Genomic DNA, 21,799 nt, shown 5'->3' on the forward strand with positions numbered 1-21,799 from the left:
TCCGGCTCGCCGGTCGCCCGCCGCGTACGGACGGCGCCCGAGGCCGACGGGCGGCGCGCCGCGGGCGCTGCGGGCGCCGGTGCGCTGCGCGGCTTAGCCTGGCGTTTCCAGACCGGGGCCTTCCTCCGGTGGACCGCCGCCGCGGGTCACCGCCCCACCGGTCGTGCGGCCCGCCCGCACGGCCCGTCCACCCACCCCCTGTGGGTCGAGAGGCCGCCGCGTGTACCTGAAGAACCTCACCCTGCGCGGGTTCAAGTCGTTCGCCTCGGCGACGTCGCTGACCTTCGAGCCCGGCATCACCTGCGTGGTCGGGCCCAACGGGTCCGGCAAGTCCAACGTGGTCGACGCCCTGGCGTGGGTGATGGGCGAGCAGGGTGCCAAGTCGCTGCGCGGCGGCAAGATGGAGGACGTCATCTTCGCCGGCACCGCCGGCCGGGCGCCGCTCGGCCGCGCGGAGGTCGCGCTCACCATCGACAACACCGACGGCGCGCTGCCGCTGGAGTACACCGAGGTGACGATCTCGCGGACGATGTTCCGCAACGGCGGCTCGGAGTACGCCATCAACGGCCGGCCCGCCCGCCTCCTCGACGTCCAGGAGCTGCTGAGCGACTCCGGCATCGGCCGCGAGATGCACGTCATCGTCGGCCAGGGCCAGCTCGACACGATCCTGCAGGCGACCCCGGAGGTGCGCCGCGGCTTCGTCGAGGAGGCGGCCGGCGTCCTCAAGCACCGCAAGCGCAAGGAGAAGGCGCTCCGCAAGCTGGAGGCCTGCGAGGGCAACCTCGAGCGGCTGTCGGACCTGCTGACCGAGATCCGCCGCCAGCTCAAGCCGTTGGGCCGTCAGGCGGAGGTCGCCCGCAAGGCCGCCGTCGTGCAGGCCGAGGCCCGCGACGCCCGCGCCCGGCTGCTCGCCGACGACCTCGTCCAGGCCACCCTCGCGCTGGAGTCCGAGGTGGCGGGCGCCGAGGCGCTGCTGGCCCGGCGCGGGTCGCTGGAGACGGCGCTCGCCCAGGCCCGCGAGTCCGAGGCGGCCGCCGAGGAGCGGCTGCGCGAGGCGACCCCGCGGCTGACCCGCGCGCAGGAGACCTGGTACGCCCTGGCCGGTCTCCGCGAGCGCGTCACCAGCACGATCTCGATCGCCACCGAGCGGGTGCGGCACGCCAGCGACCAGCCCGACGAGGTGCGCACCGGCCGCGACCCCGAGGCGCTCGAGCGCGAGGCCGAGGCGGTCGCCGCGCAGGAGGCGGACCTGCTCGCCGAGGTCGCCCGCCGCTCGGCCGCCCTGGCCGAGGCCACGGCGGCGAGGGCCGCCGCCGAGGAGGCGCACCGCGCCGAGGAGCAGCGCTACGCCGCCCTCGTGCGCGCGGCGGCCGACCGGCGCGAGGGTCTCGTCCGCCTCCACGGCCAGGTCGAGGCGCTGCGCAGCCGCGGGGAGGCCGCCGACGCCGAGCTCGAACGGCTCGCGACCGCGCGCGGCGAGGCCGAGCGTCGGGCGGAGGAGGCGACGCTGGCCTTCACCGCCCTCGAGTCGCGCATCGCCGGGCTCGACGACGGCGAGCTGGGCCTGGACAGCCAGTACGAGGAGGCCGCCGCCGCGCTGGAGGCCGTGGAGGTCCGCCGCCGCGAGCTGCGCGAGGCCGAGACGGCGGCCGCCCAGGAGCGGGCCGCGCTCGCCGCCCGGGTCGACGCGCTCGGGCTCGGCCTGCAGCGCAAGGACGCCGCGGCCGCCCTGCTCGCCGAGGGCTCGACCGTGACCGGCCTGCTCGGCTCGCTCTCGACGCTGCTGCGGGTGGAGCCCGGGCTGGAGACCGCGGTCGCCGCCGCCCTGGGCACGCTCGCCGACGCCGTCGCGGTCGAGGGGCTCGACACCGCCTTCGCCGCCGTCGACCACCTGAAGACCGAGGACCTCGGGCGGGCCGGGCTGCTCGTCGTGGGAGCACCCACCCCGATCCGGTCGGAGGACCGCGACGGGGCCGACGTGCTTCCCGACGGCTCACGCTGGGCCACCGACGTCGTCCAGGCGCCCGAGCCCCTCCGGCCGGCCCTCGCCCGCGCCCTGCACCTGGTCGCCGTCGTCGAGGACCTCGCGGCGGCCCGGTCGTTCGTCCAGGCGCGGCCCGAGGTCACCGCCGTCACGCGCGCCGGGGACGTGGTCGCCGCGCACCTGGTGTCCGGCGGGTCGAGCGCGCAGCCGTCGCTGCTCGAGGCGCAGGCCGCGCTCGACGAGGCCGGGGAGCGGCTCGCCGCCGCCGAGCACACGCTCGAGCGCCTGCGCTTCACGCGGGCGGGTGTCGAGGACGAGCACCGCGACGCCGCCGAGGCCGTCGAGGTCGCGCTGGCCCGCCTGCACGAGTCGGACGCGGTGATGTCCGCCCTGGCCGAGGAGCTCGGCCAGCGCAGCGCGCAGGCCCGCGGCTCGAGCGCCGAGGCGGGCCGGCTGGGCCAGGCCATCGAGCAGGCCCGGGGGACCCACGCCGAGGACGCCGCGCGCCTCGTGGCGCTGCAGGAGCGCCTCGCCGCAGCCGAGGAGCCCACGGGGGACGAGGAGCCCGACCCGGCGCAGCGCGACGCGCTGGGGGAGCGCGCCCGCCTGGCCCGGGCCGGCGAGATGGACGCGCGGCTCGCCCTGCGGACCCAGGAGGAGCGGGCCCGGGCCCTGTCCGGCCGGGCCGACACGCTGCGACGGGCCGCGCGGGCGGAGCGCGACTCGCGGGCCAAGGCGCACGCCCGGCGCGAGCGGATGCAGCGCGAGGCGCGGACGGCGGCCGCCGTCCGGCTCGGCGCCGAGCACCTGCTCGTCCTCGTCGACCACTCCCTGGCCCGGGCGGCCGTGCAGCGCACGGAGGTCGAGGCCGTGCGCGCGGACGCCGACGCGACCCTCCGGGACCTCCGTGGGCGGGTGCGCGCGCTGGCGGCCGAGCTCGAGACGCTGGTGAACGAGGCGCACCGCGACGAGATGGCGCGCACCGAGCAGCGGCTCCGGGTGGAGAACCTCGTCGAGAAGGCCGCCGCGGAGCTGGCCCTCGACCCGGAGGTCCTGGTCGCCGAGTTCGGCCCCGACCAGCTGGTGCCCGTGCTGACCCGCGCGGACGGGACGGCGCTGCCCGCTCCTGAGGAACTCGCCGAGGGCGAGGAGCTCCCGGCACCGCGACCGTACGTCCGCGAGGAGCAGGCCACCCGGCTGCGCAAGGCCGAGCGCGCGCTGTCGGTGCTCGGCCGGGTCAACCCGCTCGCGCTCGAGGAGTTCGACGCGATGGAGGAGCGGCACCGCTTCCTCGCCGAGCAGCTGGAGGACCTGCGGCGCACCCGCAAGGACCTCGTCGACATCATCGCCGACGTCGACGCGCGGGTGCAGCAGGTCTTCGCCGAGGCGTACGCCGACGTCGAGGTCGCCTTCGCCCGCGTCTTCTCCCGGCTCTTCCCGGGCGGTGAGGGCCGGCTGGTGCTGACCGAGCCGGGCGACTGGCTGACCACCGGCATCGACGTCGAGGCGCGCCCTGCGGGCAAGAAGGTCAAGCGGCTCTCGCTGCTGTCCGGCGGGGAGCGCTCGCTCGTGGCCGTCGCGTTCCTGGTGTCGCTGTTCATCGCCCGGCCGAGCCCGTTCTACATCCTCGACGAGGTCGAGGCGGCGCTGGACGACACCAACCTCGGCCGGCTGCTCGACATCTACACCGAGCTGCGGGCCAGCAGCCAGCTCCTGGTCATCACCCACCAGAAGCGCACGATGGAGGTCGCCGACGCGCTCTACGGCGTCACGATGCGCGGCGACGGGGTCTCGGCGGTGATCTCGCAGCGGCTCCGGGAGGCCGAGGCGGTCGCCTAGAGGTCCGACCGGTGATCCGCCGGTCGCACGGGCCCGCCTACGGCGCCGACGAGGTGACGCGGTGCCGGGCGCGGGCCCCGGCGACGAGCACCACGAGGCCGATCAGCAGCCAGACGCCGGAGCCCGCCACCGCGGAGACCCGGCCGTCGAGCAGGCCAACGACGACGCCGACCACCCCGACCACGGTCAGGACGACGCCGACGACGACCGCCAGCGTGTCGCGCCGGAGGCGCTCGTCCCGGCTCGTGCCCTGCTCGTCGTCGACCACGGGACCACGGTAGGGCGCGTCGTTATCGATTCGAGAGGCGGCGCGACGGCGTGTCCGGGCCGGGCCCCGGCGGCGGGCGACGGACGATCTCGAGGTCGGCGCCACCGGCGTCGACGCACGGCAGTTCCTTCCCCGGAACACCTGACTGTCGAGAGAGGTCGACGACCCATGCCCGCCTTCCCCCGTACCGCCGCATGACCGCCATCGTCGTCGCGAGCCTGCTGCTCCTCACCCTGGTCGTCGCCATCGTGGGCGTCGTCGTCGTCGGCCTCGAGGGCCGCGGCGTCGCCCGGCTGCCCCGGCTGGCCCCGCGCCTGCGCCGCGCGGCGCGCCACCTGAACGGGGAGGCCACGCCGCCGCCCGCGTTCCTGCGCCTGCTGCGCCGCCTGCACGTCATCACCGGCTGAGCGGTCGCGGCACACCTCCGACCGACCGCTCGCGCGGGGCCCGACCGCCCGGCGCGAGCGGGCGGGAGGCCCACCGGCCGCCCCTAGGATGAGCCGGTGACAGGCACAGAGCTCTGGTACGTCGCGGGCGCCATCCTCGTGGCCGCGTTCCTCGTCGTCGGCCTCGTGGCCGGCACGCGGCGACGCGCGCTGCGCCGGGGGAGCGACACCCGCTCGATCACCGGTGCCCCCGGGCACGCGGGCACGGACGACGCCGAGGGCGCGCGTGCGGGTTCGGTGGACCTGCTCGAGCGGCCCGGCACCGAGGCGCCCGAGTCCGTCGAGGTCGAGCCGACGATCCCGCCGCTCGTCCACGAGCGCCCCGAGACCGCCGAGAGCCGCCTCGCCCGGCTGCGCCGGCGCCTGGCCGGCCGCGACAGCGCGCTCAGCCGCGGCCTGTTGATGATCATCAGCCGCGACCGGATCGACGAGCAGACGTGGGAGGACTTCGAGGACGTCCTCATCGCCTCCGACCTCGGGGTCGGGCCGACCACGGAGCTGGTCGAGAAGCTCCGGACGCGCTTCCGCGTCGAGGACGTGTCCTCGCCCGAGCAGGCGCGGGCCGTGCTGCGCGAGGAGCTGCTGGCCCTGGTCGACCCGACGATGGATCGCTCGCTGGCCACCACCCGCGGCGAGCAGCCGGCGATCGTCATGGTCGTGGGCGTCAACGGGACGGGCAAGACGACCACGGTCGGCAAGCTCGCCCGGGTGCTCGTGTCCGAGGACAAGGACGTGCTGCTCGGTGCGGCGGACACGTTCCGCGCGGCGGCCGCGGACCAGCTCGAGACCTGGGGCGACCGCGTCGGCGTCCGGACCATCCGCGGCGCCGAGGGGGCCGACCCGGCCAGCGTGGCCTTCGAGGCCGCGCGCACGGGCGTCGAGCAGGAGGTCGACGTGGTCATCATCGACACCGCCGGCCGGCTGCACACCAAGACGGGCCTGATGGACGAGCTGGGCAAGGTCAAGCGCGTGGTCGAGCGCCAGGCGCCGGTCGGCGAGGTGCTGCTCGTGCTCGACGCCACCACGGGCCAGAACGGGCTCACGCAGGCCCGCATCTTCCGCGACGTGGTGCAGGTGACGGGGCTCGTGCTCACCAAGCTCGACGGCAGCGCCAAGGGCGGCATCGTCGTCCAGGTGCAGCGCGAGCTCGGCGTGCCGGTCAAGCTCGTCGGCCTCGGCGAGGGCGTGGACGACCTGGCGCCCTTCGACGCCGAGGTCTTCGTCGACGCGCTGCTCGAGCCCGCCTCCTAGGCCGGCGGTGGGGTGCGCGCGGGTCGTGCTGTCGTGGCGGGCATGATCCGCTCCCGCGTCCTGCTGCCGACCCCACTGCCGTGAGCGGGCGCGAGCTCGACCTCGTGCTGCTCGGGGCCACCGGCTTCGTCGGCCGGCTCACCGCCGCCCACCTCGCGCGCTCCGCCCCGGCGGGCACGCGGGTCGCGCTGGCCGGGCGCTCGTCCGGGCGGCTGCAGGCGCTGCGCGACGACCTCGGCGAGGCGGCGGCGTCCTGGGAGCTGCGGACGACCGACGTGACCGACGAGCGCGCCCTCGACCGGCTCGCCGAGCAGACCACGGTGCTCGCGACGACCGTCGGGCCGTACGCGCGCTGGGGGCTCCCGGTCGTCCGGGCCTGCGTCGACCGCGGCACCCACTACGCCGACCTCACCGGCGAGACCCTCTTCGTGCGCGACAGCGTCGCCGCCGCGCACGAGGCGGCGCAGGCGTCGGGGGCGCGGGTCGTGCACTCCTGCGGCTTCGACTCGGTGCCCTCCGACCTCGGGGTGCGGCTCGTGGCCGACGCCGCGGCAGTGGACGGCGAGGGCACGCCGGGCGTGACGAGGTTGCACGTGGTGTCGATGCGGGGCGGGTTCAGCGGCGGCACCATCGACTCCGGTCGCCAGCAGCAGATCGCCACCGCCGGTCGGCCCGACCTGCGCCGGGTCGTCGCCGACCCGGAGGCCCTCGTGGGCGCGAATCCCTCCGGCCGCGTCCGCCGCGGGCACCCGACGCTGCACCGCGACGCCGGGCGTGGCGTCTGGACGGGCCCCTTCGTCATGGGCGGCTACAACCGCCAGGTCGTCCTGCGCACGGACGCGTTGCGCGGCTGGGCGTACGGGCCGGACTTCGACTACCGCGAGATGGTCGACACCCGGCCCGGTCCGGTGGGGCTGGTCGCCGCGGCCGCGCTCGCGGGCGGGACCGCCGCGCTCATGGGCGGGCTGTCCTTCGCCCCGACCCGCGGCGTGCTCGACCGGGTGCTGCCCTCACCCGGCGAGGGGCCGAGCGACCGGGTACGCGCCGGCGAGCGGTTCCGGGTCGAGGTCGAGACCACGACCACGACAGGCGCGCGCTACGTCGCCACGGTCGCCGCGCCGTACGACCCGGGCTACGACGGGACGGCGGTCATGCTCGGTGAGGCCGCGCTGGCGCTCGCGCTGGACGACCTGCCCGAAGCCGCCGGGGTGCTGACCCCCATGACGGGGGTCGGGCCGCAGCTCGCCGAGCGGCTGCGGGCCCACCGCTTCGAGGTGGGGGTGCGCCGGGCCTGACGCCCCGGCGCGCGCCCCCGGCTCGGGGCGGGTCAGGCCGCGACGGCGGTGACCGTGGTGGGGACGTTGCCGCGGACGGCGTTGCTGTAGGGGCACACCTGGTGCGCCTTGTCGGCCAGGTCCTGGACCTGCGCGAGCTCGAAGCCGGCGAGCGACACCTCGAGGTCGACGGTCAGCGCGTAACCCTGGCCGGCGGGCCCGAAGCCGACCTTGGCGGTGACGTGGGCGTCGTCGGCCTTGATGCCGGCCTGCTTGGCCACGGCGACGAGCGCGGAGTTGAAGCAGGCCGAGTAGCCGGCGGCGAAGAGCTGCTCGGGGTTGGTGCCCGTGCCCGGCCCGCCGAGCTCCTTGGGGGCGTTCAGGTCGACCTCGAGCAGGCCGTCGCTGGTGCGCGCGTGCCCGCCGCGGCGACCGCCGACGGTGGTGGCGACGGCGGTGTAGATGATCTTCTCCGGTGTGGTGGTCATGCTGAGCGCAACCACGGCGGGGCCCGCGGGCTTCCCGAGGGGCGTGATCAGGCCGGGAGCCGGCGGGCGAGGCAGACGATGCCGGGCGAGGCGGCCCAGTGGCCGAAGGGCGGGACGTCGGTGTAGCCGCAGGCGCGGTAGAAGGCGACGGCGTCGGTCTGGATCCCGCCGGTCGAGAGCACCATCACGTCGGCGCCGTACGCCGCCGCCGTCGACTCCAGCTCGGCGAGCAGCGCACGGGCGATGCCGCGGTGCCGGGCGGAGGCGCGCGTGTACATCCGGCGGATCTCGGCCGGGCGCTCCCCGCCGAGCGCGTCGACCGGTGCGATGCGGCGCCACCCGGCCATCCCGACGGGCTCGCCGTCGAGGCGGGCCAGCAGGAACAGCCCCGCCGGTGGGGTGAGCTCGGCGTCGGTCAGCGGCGAGTCGTCGGGACCGCCGTAGATCGCGCGGTAGTAGGCCTGCACCTCCTCGGTGAGCGTGACGACGTCGGGGTCGGCGTACGTCACGCGCTCCAGGGTGGGCGCGGCGTCATCGATCGGCACGGCTCCTGCTTACCCGGGTGCTCGCCCGGGTGCTCGGCCCAGCCGACGGCGGTCCAGGTCGACGACCAGCGCCCGGTGGTCGGAGACGGGTAGCCGCAGCGAGGCGGTGCCGACCACGTCGCCGACGTCGCCGCGGGCCAGCACGTGGTCGATCTGGCGGACGGGCTCGTCGACGGGGAACGTCAGCGCGGTGGCCAGGGGACGGAATCCGCTGACGCGCCGCGCGGGCGGCGGCGTCATGTTCAGGTCGCCCATGATCAGCGCGGGGCCCGGCGTGGCGGCCATCGCGCGGCGGAGGGCGAGGAGCTGGAGCTGGGACCAGCCGGGCACGAAGGAGAGGTGCGCGCTGGCGACGAGCAGCGGGCCCTCCGGCGTCGCGACCTCGGCCAGCACGGCGGTCCTGTGCTCCTCGCGGCGCAGCTCCAGGCGGCGCGGCTCGCGCCGCACCACGGGGAAGCGCGGCCTGATGAGCGGCAGCCGCAGCTCGCGCCAGGCGGTGACCGGGTGCCGGGAGACGAGCGCGACGCCGTACGCGGTCATGTCGGGTGCGGGCGTGCGCGGCGCGGGGTGCCAGCGGCCGTCGGTGTCGATCGTCATCGCCGCGCAGAAGCGGCTGCTCGCGGCACCCATCGCCCGGGCGGCGACGTCGGCGAGGTCCGCGGCGTGCGAGCGCTCGTTGCCCCGGTCGACCTCCTGGAGGGCCAGCACGTCGGGGTCGAGCGAGGCCACGACGGCAGCGAACCGGTCGAGGTCGACCACGCCGTCCACCGGGCTCGCGCCGTGCAGGACGTTGAACGTCACCAGGCGCACGCGCGCAGCCTAACCACCGGCGCCCGGCTGGGTAGGCTGACCGCGTGTTCGACACCCTCTCCGACCGGCTGGCCGCGACGTTCAAGAGCCTGCGCGGCAAGACGCGGCTCAGCGAGGCCGACATCGACGCGACGGCGCGCGAGATCCGGGTCGCGCTGCTCGAGGCCGACGTCAACCTCGCCGTCGTCCGCGACTTCGTCGCCCGGGTGCGCGAGCGGGCCAAGGGCGCGGAGCTCACGGGCGCGCTGAACCCCTCGCAGCAGATCATCAAGATCGTCGACGAGGAGCTCGTCGCGATCCTCGGCGGCGACACCCGCACGATCCGCTTCGCCAAGAACCCGCCGACGGTGATCATGCTCGCGGGCCTCCAGGGCGCCGGCAAGACGACGCTCGCCGGCAAGCTGGCCCGCTGGCTCAAGGGCCAGGGCCACTCGCCGCTGCTCGTCGCGGCCGACCTCCAGCGCCCGAACGCGGTCAACCAGCTCCAGGTCGTGGGCCAGCGGGCCGGCGTCCAGGTCTTCGCGCCCGAGCCCGGCAACGGCGTCGGGGACCCCGTCGACGTGGCCCGCCGCGCGATCGACGAGGCCAACCGGCGCCTGTTCGACGTCGTGGTGGTCGACACCGCCGGCCGCCTGGGCATCGACGCCGACCTGATGCAGCAGGCCGCGGACATCCGCGACGCGGTGAACCCCGACGAGGTGCTCTTCGTCGTCGACGCGATGATCGGCCAGGACGCGGTCAACACCGCGAACGCCTTCGCCGAGGGCGTCGGCTTCGACGGCGTCGTGCTGACCAAGCTCGACGGCGACGCCCGCGGTGGTGCCGCGCTGTCGATCGCCCGCGTCACCGGCAAGCCGATCATGTTCGCCTCCAACGGCGAGGCGCTCACCGAGTTCGACGTCTTCCACCCCGACCGGATGGCCAGCCGCATCCTCGGCATGGGCGACGTCCTCACGCTCATCGAGCAGGCCGAGAAGACCTTCGACGCCGAGCAGTCGGCCAAGGCCGCGGCCAAGCTCGCCTCCAAGGAGGGCAAGGAGTTCGGCCTCGCCGACTTCCTGCAGCAGATGCAGATGGTCCGCAAGATGGGCCCGCTGTCGAAGATCTTCGGGATGCTGCCCGGCATGGGCGACTTCAAGGACCAGATCGCGAACATCGACGAGCGCGAGGTCGACCGGCTCGAGGCGATCATCCACTCGATGACCCCCGGCGAGCGCGACGACCCCAAGATCATCGACGGCTCCCGGCGGGCGCGCATCGCGAAGGGCGCCGGCGTCCAGGTCTCCGACGTGAACGGGCTGGTCAACCGCTTCTTCGAGGCGCGCAAGATGATGAGCTCGCTGGCCGGCGGCAAGATGCCGGGCATGCCCGGGATGCCGGGCATGGGCGGCGGCGGCGCCAAGAAGCAGCCGGCGAAGGCCGCGGCCAAGAAGAAGGGCCACAAGGTCTCGGGCAACCCGGCCAAGCGCAACAACCCCGCGGTCGCCGCGCCCGCGGCCGGCTCCGCCTTCGAGCCGGAGCAGCTCGACGAGAAGGCGCTGCAGGAGGCCATGGCGAGCTTCCAGCTGCCGTCGAACCTGCGCGACCGGCTCAAGTAGTGCGCTGCGGGTCCGACGGGGTCGTCCCCCGGGCACGGCGTCGTCGTTGACCCGTCTCCACCGTCCTCTCCACCTGTCCGCCGTCGTCCTGCCCGAGGGCGAACGGCGCGAGCTGTACGTGGTCGACGGCCACGTGACGTACGAGCCGGTCCGCGACGCCGAGCGGGTCGAGGGCGCGTACGTCATGCCCGGCCTGGTCGACGCGCACTGCCACGTGGGGCTGGAGTCCACCGGCGCGGTCCCCGACGACGTCGCCGAGCAGCACGCGCTGGCCGAGCGGGCTGCGGGTGCTCTGCTGCTGCGCGACGCGGGCAGCCCGGCCGACACCCGCTGGATGGACGAGCGCGACGACCTGCCGCGGATCGTCCGGGCGGGCCGGCACATCGCCCGGCCCAAGCGCTACCTGCGCAACTACGCCGACGAGGTGGAGCCGGACGCGCTCGTCGAGGCGGTCGAGCGCCAGGCCGCGCGCGGCGACGGGTGGGTCAAGCTCGTGGGGGACTGGATCGACCGCGAGGTCGGCGACCTGGCCCCGCTGTGGCCGCTCGAGGTCGCCCGGTCCGCGATCGCCCGCGCGCACGCCCTCGGCTGCCGGGTCACCGCGCACGTCTTCGGCGAGCAGGCCGTCGCCGAGCTCGTCGAGGCGGGCATCGACGGCATCGAGCACGGCACCGGGCTCGACCCCACGACGAACGCCGCGACCATCGCGCTGATGGCTGAGCGGCAGGTCGCGCTGGTGCCCACGATGATCCAGCTCGAGAACTTCCCGGGCTTCGCCGACGCGGCCGAGGCCAAGTTCCCCGCGTACGCGCGGCGGATGAGGCGGCTCTACGAGCGCCGCCACGCGACCTTCGGCGCGGCGCTCGACGCCGGCGTCCCGATCTACGCGGGCACGGACGCGGGCGGCTACCTCCCGCACGGCATCGTCGGGCGCGAGATGGCGGCGCTCTCCTCCTTCATGAGCGCCGAGCAGGCGCTCGGCGCCGGGTCCTGGCGGGCCCGCGCCTGGCTCGGGCACCCGGACACCCTCGCCGAGGGCGCGCCGGCCGACCTCGTGCTGCTCGACGCCGACCCCCGGGCCGACCTGCGGGTGCTGAGCACCCCGGCGGCCGTCGTCCTGCGGGGACGCCGCGTTGCCTGACCGCTCCTTCTCCCGGGGCCGCTCCCGGATCTGGGCCGCGCTCGCCGCCTTCGGCGTCGGGCTCGCGCCGCTCGGCGTGGCCGCGCCCGCGCAGGCCGCGGACGACGCGGTCGTCGAGACCGTGCTGTCCGTCCCGGGCACGCCCGAGCCGGACGGCACGTCGGTCACCCTCGACGCCACGCTGGTGACCACGGCGCCGGGCACGCCCCGGCCCGCGGTCGTCCTCGCGCACGGCCTGGGCGGGACGAAGGCCGACAGCCTGCCCACCGCGCGGACGCTCGCCCGCGACGGGTACGCCGTGCTCGTCTACACCGCGCGCGGCTTCGGCGCCTCCGGGGGGTTCGTGCACCTGGACGACCCCGCGTACGAGGGCCGCGACGCGGTGGCGATGGTCGACGAGGCGGCGCGGCGTCCCGAGGTCGAGAAGACGGGGTCCGACCCCGTGGTCGGCTTCGCCGGCGCCAGCTATGGCGGGGCGGTCGCCCTCGAGGTCGCCGCGCTCGACACGCGGGTCGACGCGGTCGTACCCGCCTTCACCTACGCCGACCTGACGAGCGCGCTGGTGCCCCAGAGCCGGGTCACCGGCGGTGCGGGTTCGCTGGCCGACGTCACCGCCAGCGGGGGCACCGGCGTGCTGAAGGCCGCGTGGGCCGCGCTGCTGTTCACGGGCACGGCCTCCGCGGGCACTGACACGAGCGGGTCCGAGGAGCCGGCGGCGGGCGGGCAGCCGACCCCGAGCGTGTGCGGGCGGTTCGCCGAGGACGTGTGCCGCGCGTACGTCGGGAGCGCCCGCACCGGCACCCCGAGCGCCGAGCTCCTGGCGCTGGCCCGCCGCTCCTCGCCCGACCTGAGCCGGATCACCGCGCCTACGCTGATGATCCAGGGCGAGGACGACACCCTCTTCGGGCTCGACCAGGCCGACCGCGTCATGCGCGGCCTGCCGGCCACGACCCCGGCGGCCACCGCCTGGGTGCCCGGCGGCCACGACGCCAGCATCTCCGTCGACGACCAGCTCGACCGGGTGACGGCCTGGTTCGACCGCTACCTCAAGCAGGACACCTCGGCCGCCGTGCAGCCCGCCGTGTCCGTGACGGTTCCGGAGACCTCCCTGGTGGGCACCGGCGGCGGGGACGACGACAGCGCGCCGCGCGTGCTCACGGCCGGCACCTACCCAGGACGGGGGAGCCCGGCTCCCGCGGTCCGGACGCTCACGCTCGACGGCGGCGCGCAGACGGTCGTCAACCCGGCCGGCGCACGCCCGGGCGCCCTGACGAACCTGCCCGGCAGCGGCGCGGCGGGCGCGGCGGCCGCCGTCGCGGGCTACCCGCTCGCGGTGCTGCCCGGGCAGGCGGCCACCTTCACCAGCGCCCCGGTCGAGCGGCCGTACGACCTCGTCGGCAGCGGTCGCGTGCGCCTCGACGTCAGCTCGTCGAGCGACGAGGCGGTCCTCTTCGCGAGCGTCTGGGACCTCGGGCCGGACGACCCGCAGACCCGGCGCCCGACCTCGACCGTCCTGCCCGGGCGGGCCGTGGCGCCGGTCCGGCTCACCGGGCTCACCCCGGGCGCGACGACCACCGTCGAGGTGGCGCTGCCCACGGTGTCCCACCAGGTGCCCGTCGGCCACCGGCTGCGCCTCGTCGTCGCCACGACCGACAGCGCGTACGCCGGACCCGTCGACCCCGCGACCTACTCCGTGGCGCTCGCCGACCCGGTGCTGACGCTGCCCGACCTCGGCGGCCTGAGCGCCAGCGGCGGCAGCCGGCTCGACGTGCCGGTTCCGCTGGTGGTGGCGGTCGCCCTCCTCCTGCTCGCGGCCCTCGTCGGCCTGCTCCTGCTGCGCCGCGCCCGCCGGGCGGAGGCCGGGGGACCGGAGCGCCCGGACCTCGCCGACGTGCCGCTGGTCGTCGAGGGCCTGGAGAAGACGTACGCCGACGGGCTGAAGGCGGTCGACGGGGTGACGTTCCGGGCCGAGCGGGGCCAGGTCGTGGGTCTGCTGGGCCCGAACGGCGCGGGCAAGACGACGACGCTGCGCATGGTCGTCGGCCTGATCCGTCCCGACCAGGGCGCGGTGTGGGTCGAGGGCCGTCCCGTGCAGGGCGGGGCCGACGTGCTCGGCTCGGTCGGCGCGCTGATCGAGGGCCCGGGGTTCCTGCCGCACCTGTCCGGACGCGCCAACCTCGAGGCCTACTGGAAGGCCACCGGGCGCCCGACGGAGGAGGCGCACCTCGACGAGGTGCTGGCCATCGCCGATCTCGGCACCTCGGTCGAGCGCCGGGTCCGCGGCTACAGCCAGGGCATGCGCCAGCGCCTCGGCATCGCCCAGGCGATGATGGGGCTGCCCTCGCTGCTGCTGCTCGACGAGCCGACGAACGGCCTCGACCCGCCGCAGATCACCGCCATGCGGCGCGTGCTCGCCGACTACGCCGCGGCCGGCCGCACGGTGCTGATCTCCTCGCACCTGCTCGCCGAGGTCGAGCAGAGCTGCGACCACGTCGTCGTCATGGCCCGCGGCAAGGTCCTGCTCTCCGAGGCCACGTCCACGCTGACCGGGGACGGGCGCCGCCGGTTGGAGGAGGCCTTCCTCGACCTCGTCGGCACCGGACCCGCAGGAGGTGGGCAGTGAGCACGACCGCCGAGCGCCCGGCACCGGCACGCGCCCGCCGGGCCCTGCCGCTGTCCGCCGAGATCCGACGGCAGCTGTCGCGTCGCCGCACGGTCGTCGTCTTCGCCGTGCTCGCCGCCCTGCCCCTGGTGCTCCTGGCCGCCTTCTGGCTCGGCTCCTCCGACGCGACGTCGGCGCAGCGCGGGTTCGTCGACCTCGCCCAGGACAGCGGGGCCAACCTGGTGGTCTTCGCGCTGTTCGCCGCGACCGGCTTCCTGCTCGTGGTCGTCGTCGCCCTCTTCGCGGGCGACCCGGTGCCGAGCGAGGCGAGCTGGTCGAGCCTGCGCTACCTGCTCACCGCGCCCGTGCGCCGCGAGCGGCTGCTGCGCCAGAAGCTGGTCGCGGCCGGGCTGTTCAGCCTGGCCGCGCTGGTCTTCCTCCCCGTGTGGACGCTGCTGGTCGGCGGGCTCGCGTACGGCTGGGGTCCCTACGTCGGCCCGACCGGCGACCAGCTCGCCTACCCGCTGGTGGTGGCCCGCCTGGGTGTTGTGGTGGTCTACCTCGCCCTGTCGCTCAGCGTCGTCGGCGCCTTCGCCTTCCTGCTGGGCACGCTCACCGACGCCCCGCTGGCCGCGGTCGGCGGGGCGGTCGTGCTATGGATCGTCTGCGCGATCCTCGACCAGATCACCGCGCTGGGCGGTCTGCGCCAGGCGCTCCCGGGGCACTTCGCCTTCGCCTGGGCCGACGCCCTCGCCCCCACCGTCGACTGGTCCGGCATGGCCCAGGGCGCGCTGTGGTCGGTCGGCTACTCGGTCGTCTGCGTCGGCGTCGCGACCTGGCGCTTCCTGCGCAAGGACGTCACCAGTTAGCCCGGGACCACCGATCTCCACCCGGGCGGCGAATCGCCCGGTGCGGCATCGTCTGGCATGATGGTCGCTGCACTTGTGCTGGTCGGCGCCCTCTCATCGTCGTCCGGCTCGGGTCCCTCGGGCCCTGATGGACGCGAACCCACCGCGTCGTCCGGGCTCACCCACCTCGTGGCCGACGCAGGAGCGCCCGGTCGCGTACACATACAGGAGTTCCCACACACGTGGCTGTCAAGATCCGTCTGAAGCGCCTCGGCAAGATCCGGTCGCCGCACTACCGCATCGTCGTCGCCGACTCGCGCACCAAGCGCGACGGTCGTGCGATCGAGGAGATCGGCAAGTACCACCCCAAGAACGACCCGTCGGTCATCGAGGTCGACTCCGAGCGCGCGCAGTACTGGCTCTCCGTCGGCGCCCAGCCGTCCGAGGCCGTCGTCGCCATCTTCAAGCGCACCGGCGACTGGCAGAAGTTCTCCGGCGACACCTCGCCCTCGGGCGTCGAGCCGCAGAAGGAGAAGCCGAACAAGCTCGACCTCTTCAACGCCGCCCTCGCCGAGGCCGGCTCCGAGCCCCGCGGCGCGGCGGTCACCAAGTCGGGCCGCTCGTCCGACGCCAAGGTCGAGGGCACCCCGGCCGAGGCGCAGCAGGCCGCTGACGCCGGTGCGGCCGCGGCCTCGACCAGCGCCTCCTGATGCTGTCCGAGGCGCTCGAGCACCTCGTGCGGGGCATCGTCACCCACCCCGACGACGTCTCGGTCCGGGACAAGGACCAGCGGCGTGGCCGGATGCTCGAGGTGCGCGTCAACCCCGAGGACATCGGCAAGGTGATCGGTCGCCAGGGCCGCACGGCGACCGCGCTGCGGACCGTCGTCGGGGCGCTGGCCGGCCGTGACCAGGTCCGCGTCGACTTCGTCGACGTCGACCGCCAGTCGCGCCGCCCGCGCGGCTGACGTCCGCGTCGACCGCGAGCACCGCATGACCCAGCAGCACCCCGAGGGCCCCGTCGCCCGCCCCGACCTTGTCGAGGTGGTCGTCGGGGCTCTCGGGCGTCCGCACGGCATCCGCGGCGACGTCGCCATCGACCTGCGGACCGACGAGCCGGAGCGGCGCTTCGTCGACGGGGCCGTGCTCCGCGTCGAGGGCTCCACGCGCGTGCTGACCGTCGAGTCGACCCGCTGGCACTCCGGCCGGCTGCTCGCGCGCTTCGAGGAGCTCCTCGACCGCACGGCCGTCGAGGGTGCCCGTGGGCTGGTGCTCGTGACCGACGTGCCGGCCGACGAGGTGCCCGAGGACGAGGGCGAGTACTACGACCGTCAGCTCGTCGGGCTCGCCGTCGAGACCACCGACGGCCGGCCGGTCGGGCGGGTGCGCGACGTGCTGCACCCCGGTCCGCAGGACCTGCTCGAGATCGAGACCGGTGCGGGCACCCGGCTGGTGCCCTTCGTCGAGGCGCTCGTCCCCGAGGTCGACCTGGCCGCCGGACGGGTCCTGGTCGTCGACGTGCCCGGGCTGCTCTCCGACCTGCCCGACGAGCCGGGACCGACCGGCACCTCCGCGTGACCCCCGCGCCCGCGCTGCGCGCCGACGTCGTCACGATCTTCCCGGACTACCTCGCCCCGCTGCGGCTGTCCCTCATCGGCCGGGCGGCCCGGACCGGCATCCTCGACCTGGCCGTGCACGACCTGCGCACCTGGACCCACGACCGGCACCGGACCGTCGACGACACCCCGTACGGCGGCGGCGCCGGCATGGTGATGAAGCCCGAGCCCTGGGGCGAGGCGCTCGACGCGCTGGTCCCGGCCGGTGCGGACCCGAGGCCGCGCCTCGTGGTGCCGACCCCCTCCGGGAGGCCGTTCACCCAGGCGGTGGCCGTCGAGCTCGCCGCCGAGCCGCACCTCGTCTTCGCCTGCGGGCGCTACGAGGGGATCGACTCCCGCGTCGCCGCGGACGCCGCGACACGGATGCGGGTCGACGAGGTGAGCATCGGCGACTACGTGCTCAACGGGGGCGAGGTCGCGGTCCTGGTCATGCTCGAGGCGGTCGTCCGGCTGCTGCCCGGCGTCGTGGGCAACCCGGCCTCGCTGACCGAGGAGTCCCACGCGGCGGAGCACGACGGGCTGCTCGAGGGACCGGTCTTCACCAAGCCGACCTCCTGGCGCGGTCTGGACGTGCCCCCGGTGCTGCTCTCCGGCGACCACGGCGCGATCGCGCGCTGGCGCCGCGAGCAGGCGCTCGAGCGCACCCGCCGCGTACGCCCGGAGCTGGCGCCGGCACCCCTGGAGGGGCGCGGGCTCGAGGGACTGACCGTCTCCACCGCCACCCCGGCCGACGCGGGAGAGATCCTCACGCTGCAGCGGGCGGCCTTCGTCGCCGAGGCCCGGATCAACGACTCCCTCGAGCTGCCCCCGCTCACCCAGACCCTCGAGGAGCTCGCCGCCTCGCTCCTGACGTCCGACACCGTCCTCGTCGTCCGGCAGGGGACGCGCATCGTGGCCACCGCGCGCGTGGCCGACCGCGCCGACGGCACCTGGTGGGTGAGCCGGCTGATGGTCGCGCCCGACCAGCAGGGCCGGGGCCTCGGCTCGGCGCTGCTGCGCCGGCTGCTCGAGGCGGTGCCACCCGGCGCCGCGGCGGAGCTCCTCACCGGTGCCGCGAGCCGACGGAACCTCGCCCTCTACCGACGCTTCGGCTTCCGCGTCGTCTCCGAGGGCGTCGACGAGGCCGGGGTCCCGGTCGTGACGCTGCGCCGGGAGCCGAAGGCCTGAGCCGGCGCCGGCCGGCGGGTCGGCTCAGTGCTCCTCGTACGCCTCGAGGACCGCGCGGCTGATCAACGCCGTCCCCGCCGCGTCCGGGTGGTCCCCGTCGTCGGCGAGCAGGCCGGTCGGGTCGTCGCTCCCGTCGCCCTTGAAGGGTGCGTAGAGGTCGACGAGCGTCGCCCGGTGCGCCGAGGCCACGGCGGTGATCGCCGCGTTCGCCTGTCGGGTGACCGTGTCGCTCCAGGCCAGGTAGCCCGAGCGCTCGGCGTGGCGCGCCACGTCACCGTCGGTGAAGACGTTCCAGTAGGTCGTGACCAGCACCCGGGCGTGGCCGTGGTCCAGCGTCTGCACGCGGTCCAGCACCCGGCCGAGGTCGGTCTGCATCTGCGCGACCTGGGGGTCGTAGCAGGAGGCGTCGCAGGACCCTTCGCGGAAGGAGTCGAGCGCGGGCGCGAGGTCGTTGGCGCCCATGGTGATGACCACGACGTCCGCGCCGGCGACGTCGTCCTGCAGGTCGCGGTCGTCGTCGCCGGTGCCCTCGAGCTCGTCGGCCAGCCCGTCGCTGGTCGACCCGGCCTCGCCGTCGTTCGTCGCGTGCACCCTGATGTCGTCCTGCTTCGCCAGCAGGTGCGCGAAGCCGGTGACGTAGTCGTCGCAGTCGCAGTGGTAGCCCGAGGTGACCGAGTCGCCGAGGCCCACGACCCGCAGCGTCGAGCCGGGGGAGGGCGAGGGGCGCGCCGGCGACGCCGACGAGACGGATGGTGCGGCGGCAGCCGGGGCCGCGGGTGTGCTCGACGCCGCGCCCGAGGGTGAGGCAGCACCCGACCCGGACGACGAGGCCTCGGCGGTCCCGCAGCCCGCCGTCACCAGGAGGGCGGCCACGACGGCCCCGGTCCGCATCCGCCAGCTACCCACGTCCGGGAGCGTAGGCAGGCCTGCTGTGCGCACCATGTGGACCGGCGCAGGAGGTCGACGAGCCCCCGGAGGGCGAGCGTCGCGGACGGGGACCGGCGGATGCGGGTGCATACGTGACGAATGACACCAGTGAGGGCACTGGCCTTACTCGCGCCTCGTGGGGCCCTCCCCGTATCGTGGCGGGGTGGCAACAACGACGCTGACCACGTCGCAACGTGCGGCGCGGTCCACGGTCGCGCTCAAGGCCTTGATGGCCGTCAGCGGGATCATCCTCATCGGTTACCTCCTCGCGCACATGTACGGCAACCTCAAGGTGTTCGCCGGACAGGCGGCCTTCGACGAGTACGCGCACCACCTGCGCACCATCGGCGAGCCGGTGCTGCCCCACACGGGGCTGCTCTGGGTCATCCGCGTGGTGCTGCTGGTCGCGGTCGTCGCCCACGCGTACGCGGCCTTCAAGCTCTGGAAGCGCAACCACCACGGCCGGGGCGGCGCCAAGCGCTACCACGCGCCGCGGGCGGCCCGCGGCGTCCAGCGCTCGTACAGCTCGTTCACGCTGCGCTGGGGCGGCATCATCATCGCCCTCTTCGTCATCTTCCACCTGCTGAACTTCACCTGGCAGGTGATCAACCCCGGCGGCGCCTCCGACAGCCCCTACCAGCGGGTGGTCAACGGCTTCAGCGTCTGGTGGCTGGTCGCGGTCTACACGATCGCCATGCTCGCCGTGGGCTTCCACCTGCGGCACGGCACCTGGAGCGCGCTGACCACGCTCGGCGCGAACACCTCGACGGTGGCCCGCCACCGCCTGAACCTCATCGCGTACGCCGTCGCCGGCGTCGTCACGGTGGGCTTCCTTCTTCCTCCCTTCTCCATCCTGGTCGGGCTGGTCAGGTGACGTCACTGACCGTCCGTCCGGACCCCGAAAGGACCCGGGTGACCCGATGACCGACGACAAGCAGCACGAGAGCCTGGGCGACAGGGTGCTCGACACCGTGCGCCACGCGGCCGACTCGGTGAAGGACTCGGTGGGCGACCTGGTCAACTCGGTCGACGCCGACTCCCTCTTCGACCAGGGCGAGGACATCGCCGACACCAAGGCACCGAAGGTCGACATCGCGGCCCGCTGGGACGAGCGCAAGTTCAGCGCCAAGCTGGTCAACCCGGCCAACCGGCGCAAGCTCAGCGTGATCATCGTCGGTACCGGTCTCGCGGGGGCCTCCGCCGCCGCGACGCTCGGCGAGGCCGGCTACAAGGTCACGAGCTTCTGCTACCAGGACAGCCCGCGCCGGGCGCACTCGATCGCCGCCCAGGGCGGCATCAACGCGGCCAAGAACTACCGCAACGACGGCGACTCGGTCTACCGGCTCTTCTACGACACCGTGAAGGGCGGCGACTTCCGGGCGCGGGAGTCGAACGTCTACCGCCTCGCCCAGGTCAGCACCAACATCATCGACCAGTGCGTCGCCCAGGGCGTGCCCTTCGCCCGCGAGTACGGCGGCCTGCTCGACAACCGCTCCTTCGGCGGCGTCCAGGTCTCGCGCACCTTCTACGCCCGCGGCCAGACGGGCCAGCAGCTGCTGCTCGGCGCCTACCAGGCCCTCGAGCGCCAGATCGCGGCCGGCACCGTCACCATGCACACCCGCCACGAGATGCTCGAGCTGGTCGTCGTCGACGGCAAGGCCCGCGGCGTGGTCGTGCGCGACATGGTCACCGGCGAGATCGAGAGCCACACCGCCGACGTGGTCGTGCTGGCCAGCGGCGGCTACGGCAACGTCTTCTACCTCTCGACCAACGCGATGGGCTGCAACGTCACGGCCACGTGGCGAGCGCACCGCAAGGGCGCCTACTTCGGCAACCCCTGCTACACCCAGATCCACCCGACCTGCATCCCCGTGAGCGGCGACTACCAGTCCAAGCTCACGCTGATGAGCGAGTCGCTCCGCAACGACGGCCGCATCTGGGTGCCCAAGTCGGGCGAGGACAAGCGCGACCCGCGCGAGATCCCCGAGGACGAGCGCGACTACTACCTGGAGCGCATCTACCCGGCGTTCGGCAACCTGGTGCCGCGCGACATCGCCTCGCGCGCGGCCAAGAACGTCTGCGACGAGGGTCGCGGCGTCGGTCCTGGCGGGCTCGGGGTCTACCTCGACTTCGCCGACGCGATCGAGCGGCTGGGCAAGAAGAGCGTCGAGGCCAAGTACGGCAACCTCTTCGACATGTACGCCCAGATCACGGGTGAGAACCCGTACGAGACGCCGATGCGGATCTACCCCGCGGTGCACTACACGATGGGCGGCCTCTGGGTCGACTACGACCTGCAGAGCTCGATCCCGGGCCTGTTCGTGACCGGCGAGGCGAACTTCTCCGACCACGGCGCCAACCGCCTGGGTGCGAGCGCACTCATGCAGGGCCTGGCCGACGGCTACTTCGTGCTGCCGAACACGATCAACGACTACCTGGCCGCGGGTCCCTTCGCCAAGGTCGAGGAGACCCACCCGGCGGTGGTCGAGGCGGTCGACGCGGTCAAGGGCCGCATCGAGAAGCTGCTGTCGATCAAGGGCAGCCGCACCGTCGACTCCTTCCACAAGGAGCTCGGCCACATCATGTGGGACTACTGCGGCATGGAGCGCAGCGAGGAGGGCCTGCGGAAGGCCATCTCGCGGATCCGTGAGCTCAAGGCGGAGTTCTGGTCCGACGTGCGCGTGCTCGGCAACGGCGAGGGCGTCAACCAGGCGCTCGAGCGGGCCGGTCGTGTGGCCGACTTCATCGAGCTCGGCGAGCTCATGTGCATCGACGCGCTGCACCGGCGCGAATCCTGTGGTGGGCACTTCCGTGCGGAGTCGCAGACCGAGGACGGCGAGGCCCTGCGCCACGACGACGAGTACGCCTACGTCGCGGCCTGGGAGTTCGGCGGCGACGACGGCAAGCCGGTCCTGCACAAGGAGCAGCTGGTCTACGAGTACGTCGAGATGAAGCAGCGGTCCTACAAGTAGGACTCCCGTGCCCCGCGGCAGCGC

19 protein-coding genes are annotated in these 21,799 nt (G+C 74.6%); 14 read left to right on the forward strand and 5 right to left on the reverse strand.

The genetic code is table 11. The features are described from left to right. The first annotated feature begins 220 nt into the window (after nucleotides 1-220). Nucleotides 221-3,823 (forward strand): chromosome segregation protein SMC, encoded by a 3,603-nt coding sequence (smc, locus tag BLU42_RS04330; RefSeq protein ID WP_091073410.1) that lies wholly within the window; start codon nucleotides 221-223, stop codon nucleotides 3,821-3,823. 37 nt (nucleotides 3,824-3,860) lie between these two features. On the opposite strand, the gene BLU42_RS04335 is transcribed toward smc, so the two are convergent. Continuing rightward, a complete protein-coding gene (locus tag BLU42_RS04335; RefSeq protein WP_091073411.1) occupies nucleotides 3,861-4,091 on the reverse strand; it encodes a hypothetical protein in 231 nt (76 codons plus the stop codon). Between the two features lie 194 nt (nucleotides 4,092-4,285). On the opposite strand from BLU42_RS04335, the gene BLU42_RS04340 reads away from it, so the two are divergent. The 3 genes from BLU42_RS04340 (at nucleotide 4,286) to BLU42_RS04350 (ending at nucleotide 7,083) form a co-directional block, all read left to right on the forward strand. Beyond that, the gene (locus BLU42_RS04340; RefSeq protein ID WP_091073412.1) at nucleotides 4,286-4,498 is read left to right on the forward strand and encodes a hypothetical protein; all 213 of its coding nucleotides are present in this window, start codon (nucleotides 4,286-4,288) and stop codon (nucleotides 4,496-4,498) included. 96 nt (nucleotides 4,499-4,594) lie between these two features. Further along, nucleotides 4,595-5,788 (forward strand): signal recognition particle-docking protein FtsY, encoded by a 1,194-nt coding sequence (gene ftsY, locus BLU42_RS04345; protein WP_091073413.1) that lies wholly within the window; start codon nucleotides 4,595-4,597, stop codon nucleotides 5,786-5,788. An 80-nt stretch (nucleotides 5,789-5,868) separates the two neighbouring features. Continuing rightward, nucleotides 5,869-7,083, forward strand: coding sequence for a saccharopine dehydrogenase family protein (locus BLU42_RS04350; protein ID WP_091073414.1), 1,215 nt, complete (start codon nucleotides 5,869-5,871; stop codon nucleotides 7,081-7,083). Between the two features lie 32 nt (nucleotides 7,084-7,115). Here the strand turns inward: BLU42_RS04350 and BLU42_RS04355 are convergent, their stop codons facing one another. From BLU42_RS04355 to BLU42_RS04365, 3 genes are read right to left on the reverse strand one after another with little or no spacing between them, the layout of a single operon-like run. Next, complete coding sequence (locus BLU42_RS04355) at nucleotides 7,116-7,550, reverse strand: organic hydroperoxide resistance protein (protein ID WP_091073415.1); 435 nt, start codon at nucleotides 7,548-7,550, stop codon at nucleotides 7,116-7,118. 47 nt (nucleotides 7,551-7,597) lie between these two features. Beyond that, nucleotides 7,598-8,095, reverse strand: coding sequence for a GNAT family N-acetyltransferase (locus BLU42_RS04360; RefSeq protein ID WP_091073416.1), 498 nt, complete (start codon nucleotides 8,093-8,095; stop codon nucleotides 7,598-7,600). A 9-nt stretch (nucleotides 8,096-8,104) separates the two neighbouring features. Next, nucleotides 8,105-8,905, reverse strand: coding sequence for an endonuclease/exonuclease/phosphatase family protein (locus BLU42_RS04365; RefSeq protein ID WP_091073417.1), 801 nt, complete (start codon nucleotides 8,903-8,905; stop codon nucleotides 8,105-8,107). A gap of 44 nt (nucleotides 8,906-8,949) precedes the next feature. Between BLU42_RS04365 and ffh the strand changes: the two genes are divergently transcribed. From ffh to trmD, 8 genes are all read left to right on the forward strand, one after another. After that, nucleotides 8,950-10,503, forward strand: a complete 1,554-nt coding sequence (ffh, locus tag BLU42_RS04370) for a signal recognition particle protein (RefSeq protein WP_091073418.1) — start codon at nucleotides 8,950-8,952, stop codon at nucleotides 10,501-10,503. A gap of 46 nt (nucleotides 10,504-10,549) precedes the next feature. Further along, nucleotides 10,550-11,644: an amidohydrolase family protein gene (locus BLU42_RS04375; RefSeq protein WP_091073419.1), complete on the forward strand. Its 1,095-nt coding sequence runs from the start codon at nucleotides 10,550-10,552 to the stop codon at nucleotides 11,642-11,644. Next, a complete protein-coding gene (locus BLU42_RS04380) occupies nucleotides 11,637-14,267 on the forward strand; it encodes an alpha/beta fold hydrolase (protein ID WP_091073420.1) in 2,631 nt (876 codons plus the stop codon). Before BLU42_RS04375 ends, BLU42_RS04380 begins: the two co-directional genes overlap by 8 nt. Next, complete coding sequence (locus BLU42_RS04385) at nucleotides 14,264-15,115, forward strand: ABC transporter permease (RefSeq protein WP_091073421.1); 852 nt, start codon at nucleotides 14,264-14,266, stop codon at nucleotides 15,113-15,115. The genes BLU42_RS04380 and BLU42_RS04385 overlap by 4 nt, the downstream gene beginning before the upstream one ends. 221 nt (nucleotides 15,116-15,336) lie before the next feature. Beyond that, the gene (rpsP, locus tag BLU42_RS04390; protein ID WP_091073422.1) at nucleotides 15,337-15,804 is read left to right on the forward strand and encodes a 30S ribosomal protein S16; all 468 of its coding nucleotides are present in this window, start codon (nucleotides 15,337-15,339) and stop codon (nucleotides 15,802-15,804) included. Then, entirely contained in the window at nucleotides 15,804-16,061 is a 258-nt protein-coding gene (locus BLU42_RS04395) for an RNA-binding protein (protein ID WP_091073423.1), read from the forward strand. The genes rpsP and BLU42_RS04395 overlap by 1 nt, the downstream gene beginning before the upstream one ends. A gap of 25 nt (nucleotides 16,062-16,086) precedes the next feature. Further along, on the forward strand, nucleotides 16,087-16,671 hold the full coding sequence (gene rimM, locus BLU42_RS04400) for a ribosome maturation factor RimM (protein ID WP_091073424.1): 585 nt from the start codon (nucleotides 16,087-16,089) through the stop codon (nucleotides 16,669-16,671). Continuing rightward, the gene (trmD, locus tag BLU42_RS04405) at nucleotides 16,668-17,876 is read left to right on the forward strand and encodes a tRNA (guanosine(37)-N1)-methyltransferase TrmD (RefSeq protein WP_231918433.1); all 1,209 of its coding nucleotides are present in this window, start codon (nucleotides 16,668-16,670) and stop codon (nucleotides 17,874-17,876) included. The genes rimM and trmD overlap by 4 nt, the downstream gene beginning before the upstream one ends. A gap of 24 nt (nucleotides 17,877-17,900) precedes the next feature. On the opposite strand, the gene BLU42_RS04410 is transcribed toward trmD, so the two are convergent. Continuing rightward, nucleotides 17,901-18,782 (reverse strand): SGNH/GDSL hydrolase family protein, encoded by an 882-nt coding sequence (locus tag BLU42_RS04410; protein WP_157719764.1) that lies wholly within the window; start codon nucleotides 18,780-18,782, stop codon nucleotides 17,901-17,903. 184 nt (nucleotides 18,783-18,966) lie between these two features. Here BLU42_RS04410 and BLU42_RS04415 point away from each other — a divergent pair, with 184 nt between their 5' ends. Next, complete coding sequence (locus BLU42_RS04415) at nucleotides 18,967-19,677, forward strand: succinate dehydrogenase cytochrome b subunit (RefSeq protein WP_091073426.1); 711 nt, start codon at nucleotides 18,967-18,969, stop codon at nucleotides 19,675-19,677. 130 nt (nucleotides 19,678-19,807) lie between these two features. Further along, nucleotides 19,808-21,775, forward strand: coding sequence for a fumarate reductase/succinate dehydrogenase flavoprotein subunit (locus tag BLU42_RS04420; RefSeq protein WP_456238008.1), 1,968 nt, complete (start codon nucleotides 19,808-19,810; stop codon nucleotides 21,773-21,775). The last annotated feature ends 24 nt before the right edge of the window (nucleotides 21,776-21,799 follow it).

This window comes from Microlunatus sagamiharensis, assembly GCF_900105785.1.
GTDB classification, from domain to species: Bacteria; Actinomycetota; Actinomycetes; order Propionibacteriales; family Propionibacteriaceae; genus Microlunatus; species Microlunatus sagamiharensis.

Bases quoted from the DNA above. Each gene is read 5' to 3' on its own strand.
- BLU42_RS04340 (WP_091073412.1), top strand. From the start codon at position 4,286: ATGACCGCCATCGTCGTCGCGAGCCTGCTGCTCCTCACCCTGGTCGTC.
- BLU42_RS04355 (WP_091073415.1), bottom strand. From the start codon at position 7,550: ATGACCACCACACCGGAGAAGATCATCTACACCGCCGTCGCCACCACC.
- BLU42_RS04395 (WP_091073423.1), top strand. From the start codon at position 15,804: ATGCTGTCCGAGGCGCTCGAGCACCTCGTGCGGGGCATCGTCACCCAC.
- rimM (WP_091073424.1), top strand. From the start codon at position 16,087: ATGACCCAGCAGCACCCCGAGGGCCCCGTCGCCCGCCCCGACCTTGTC.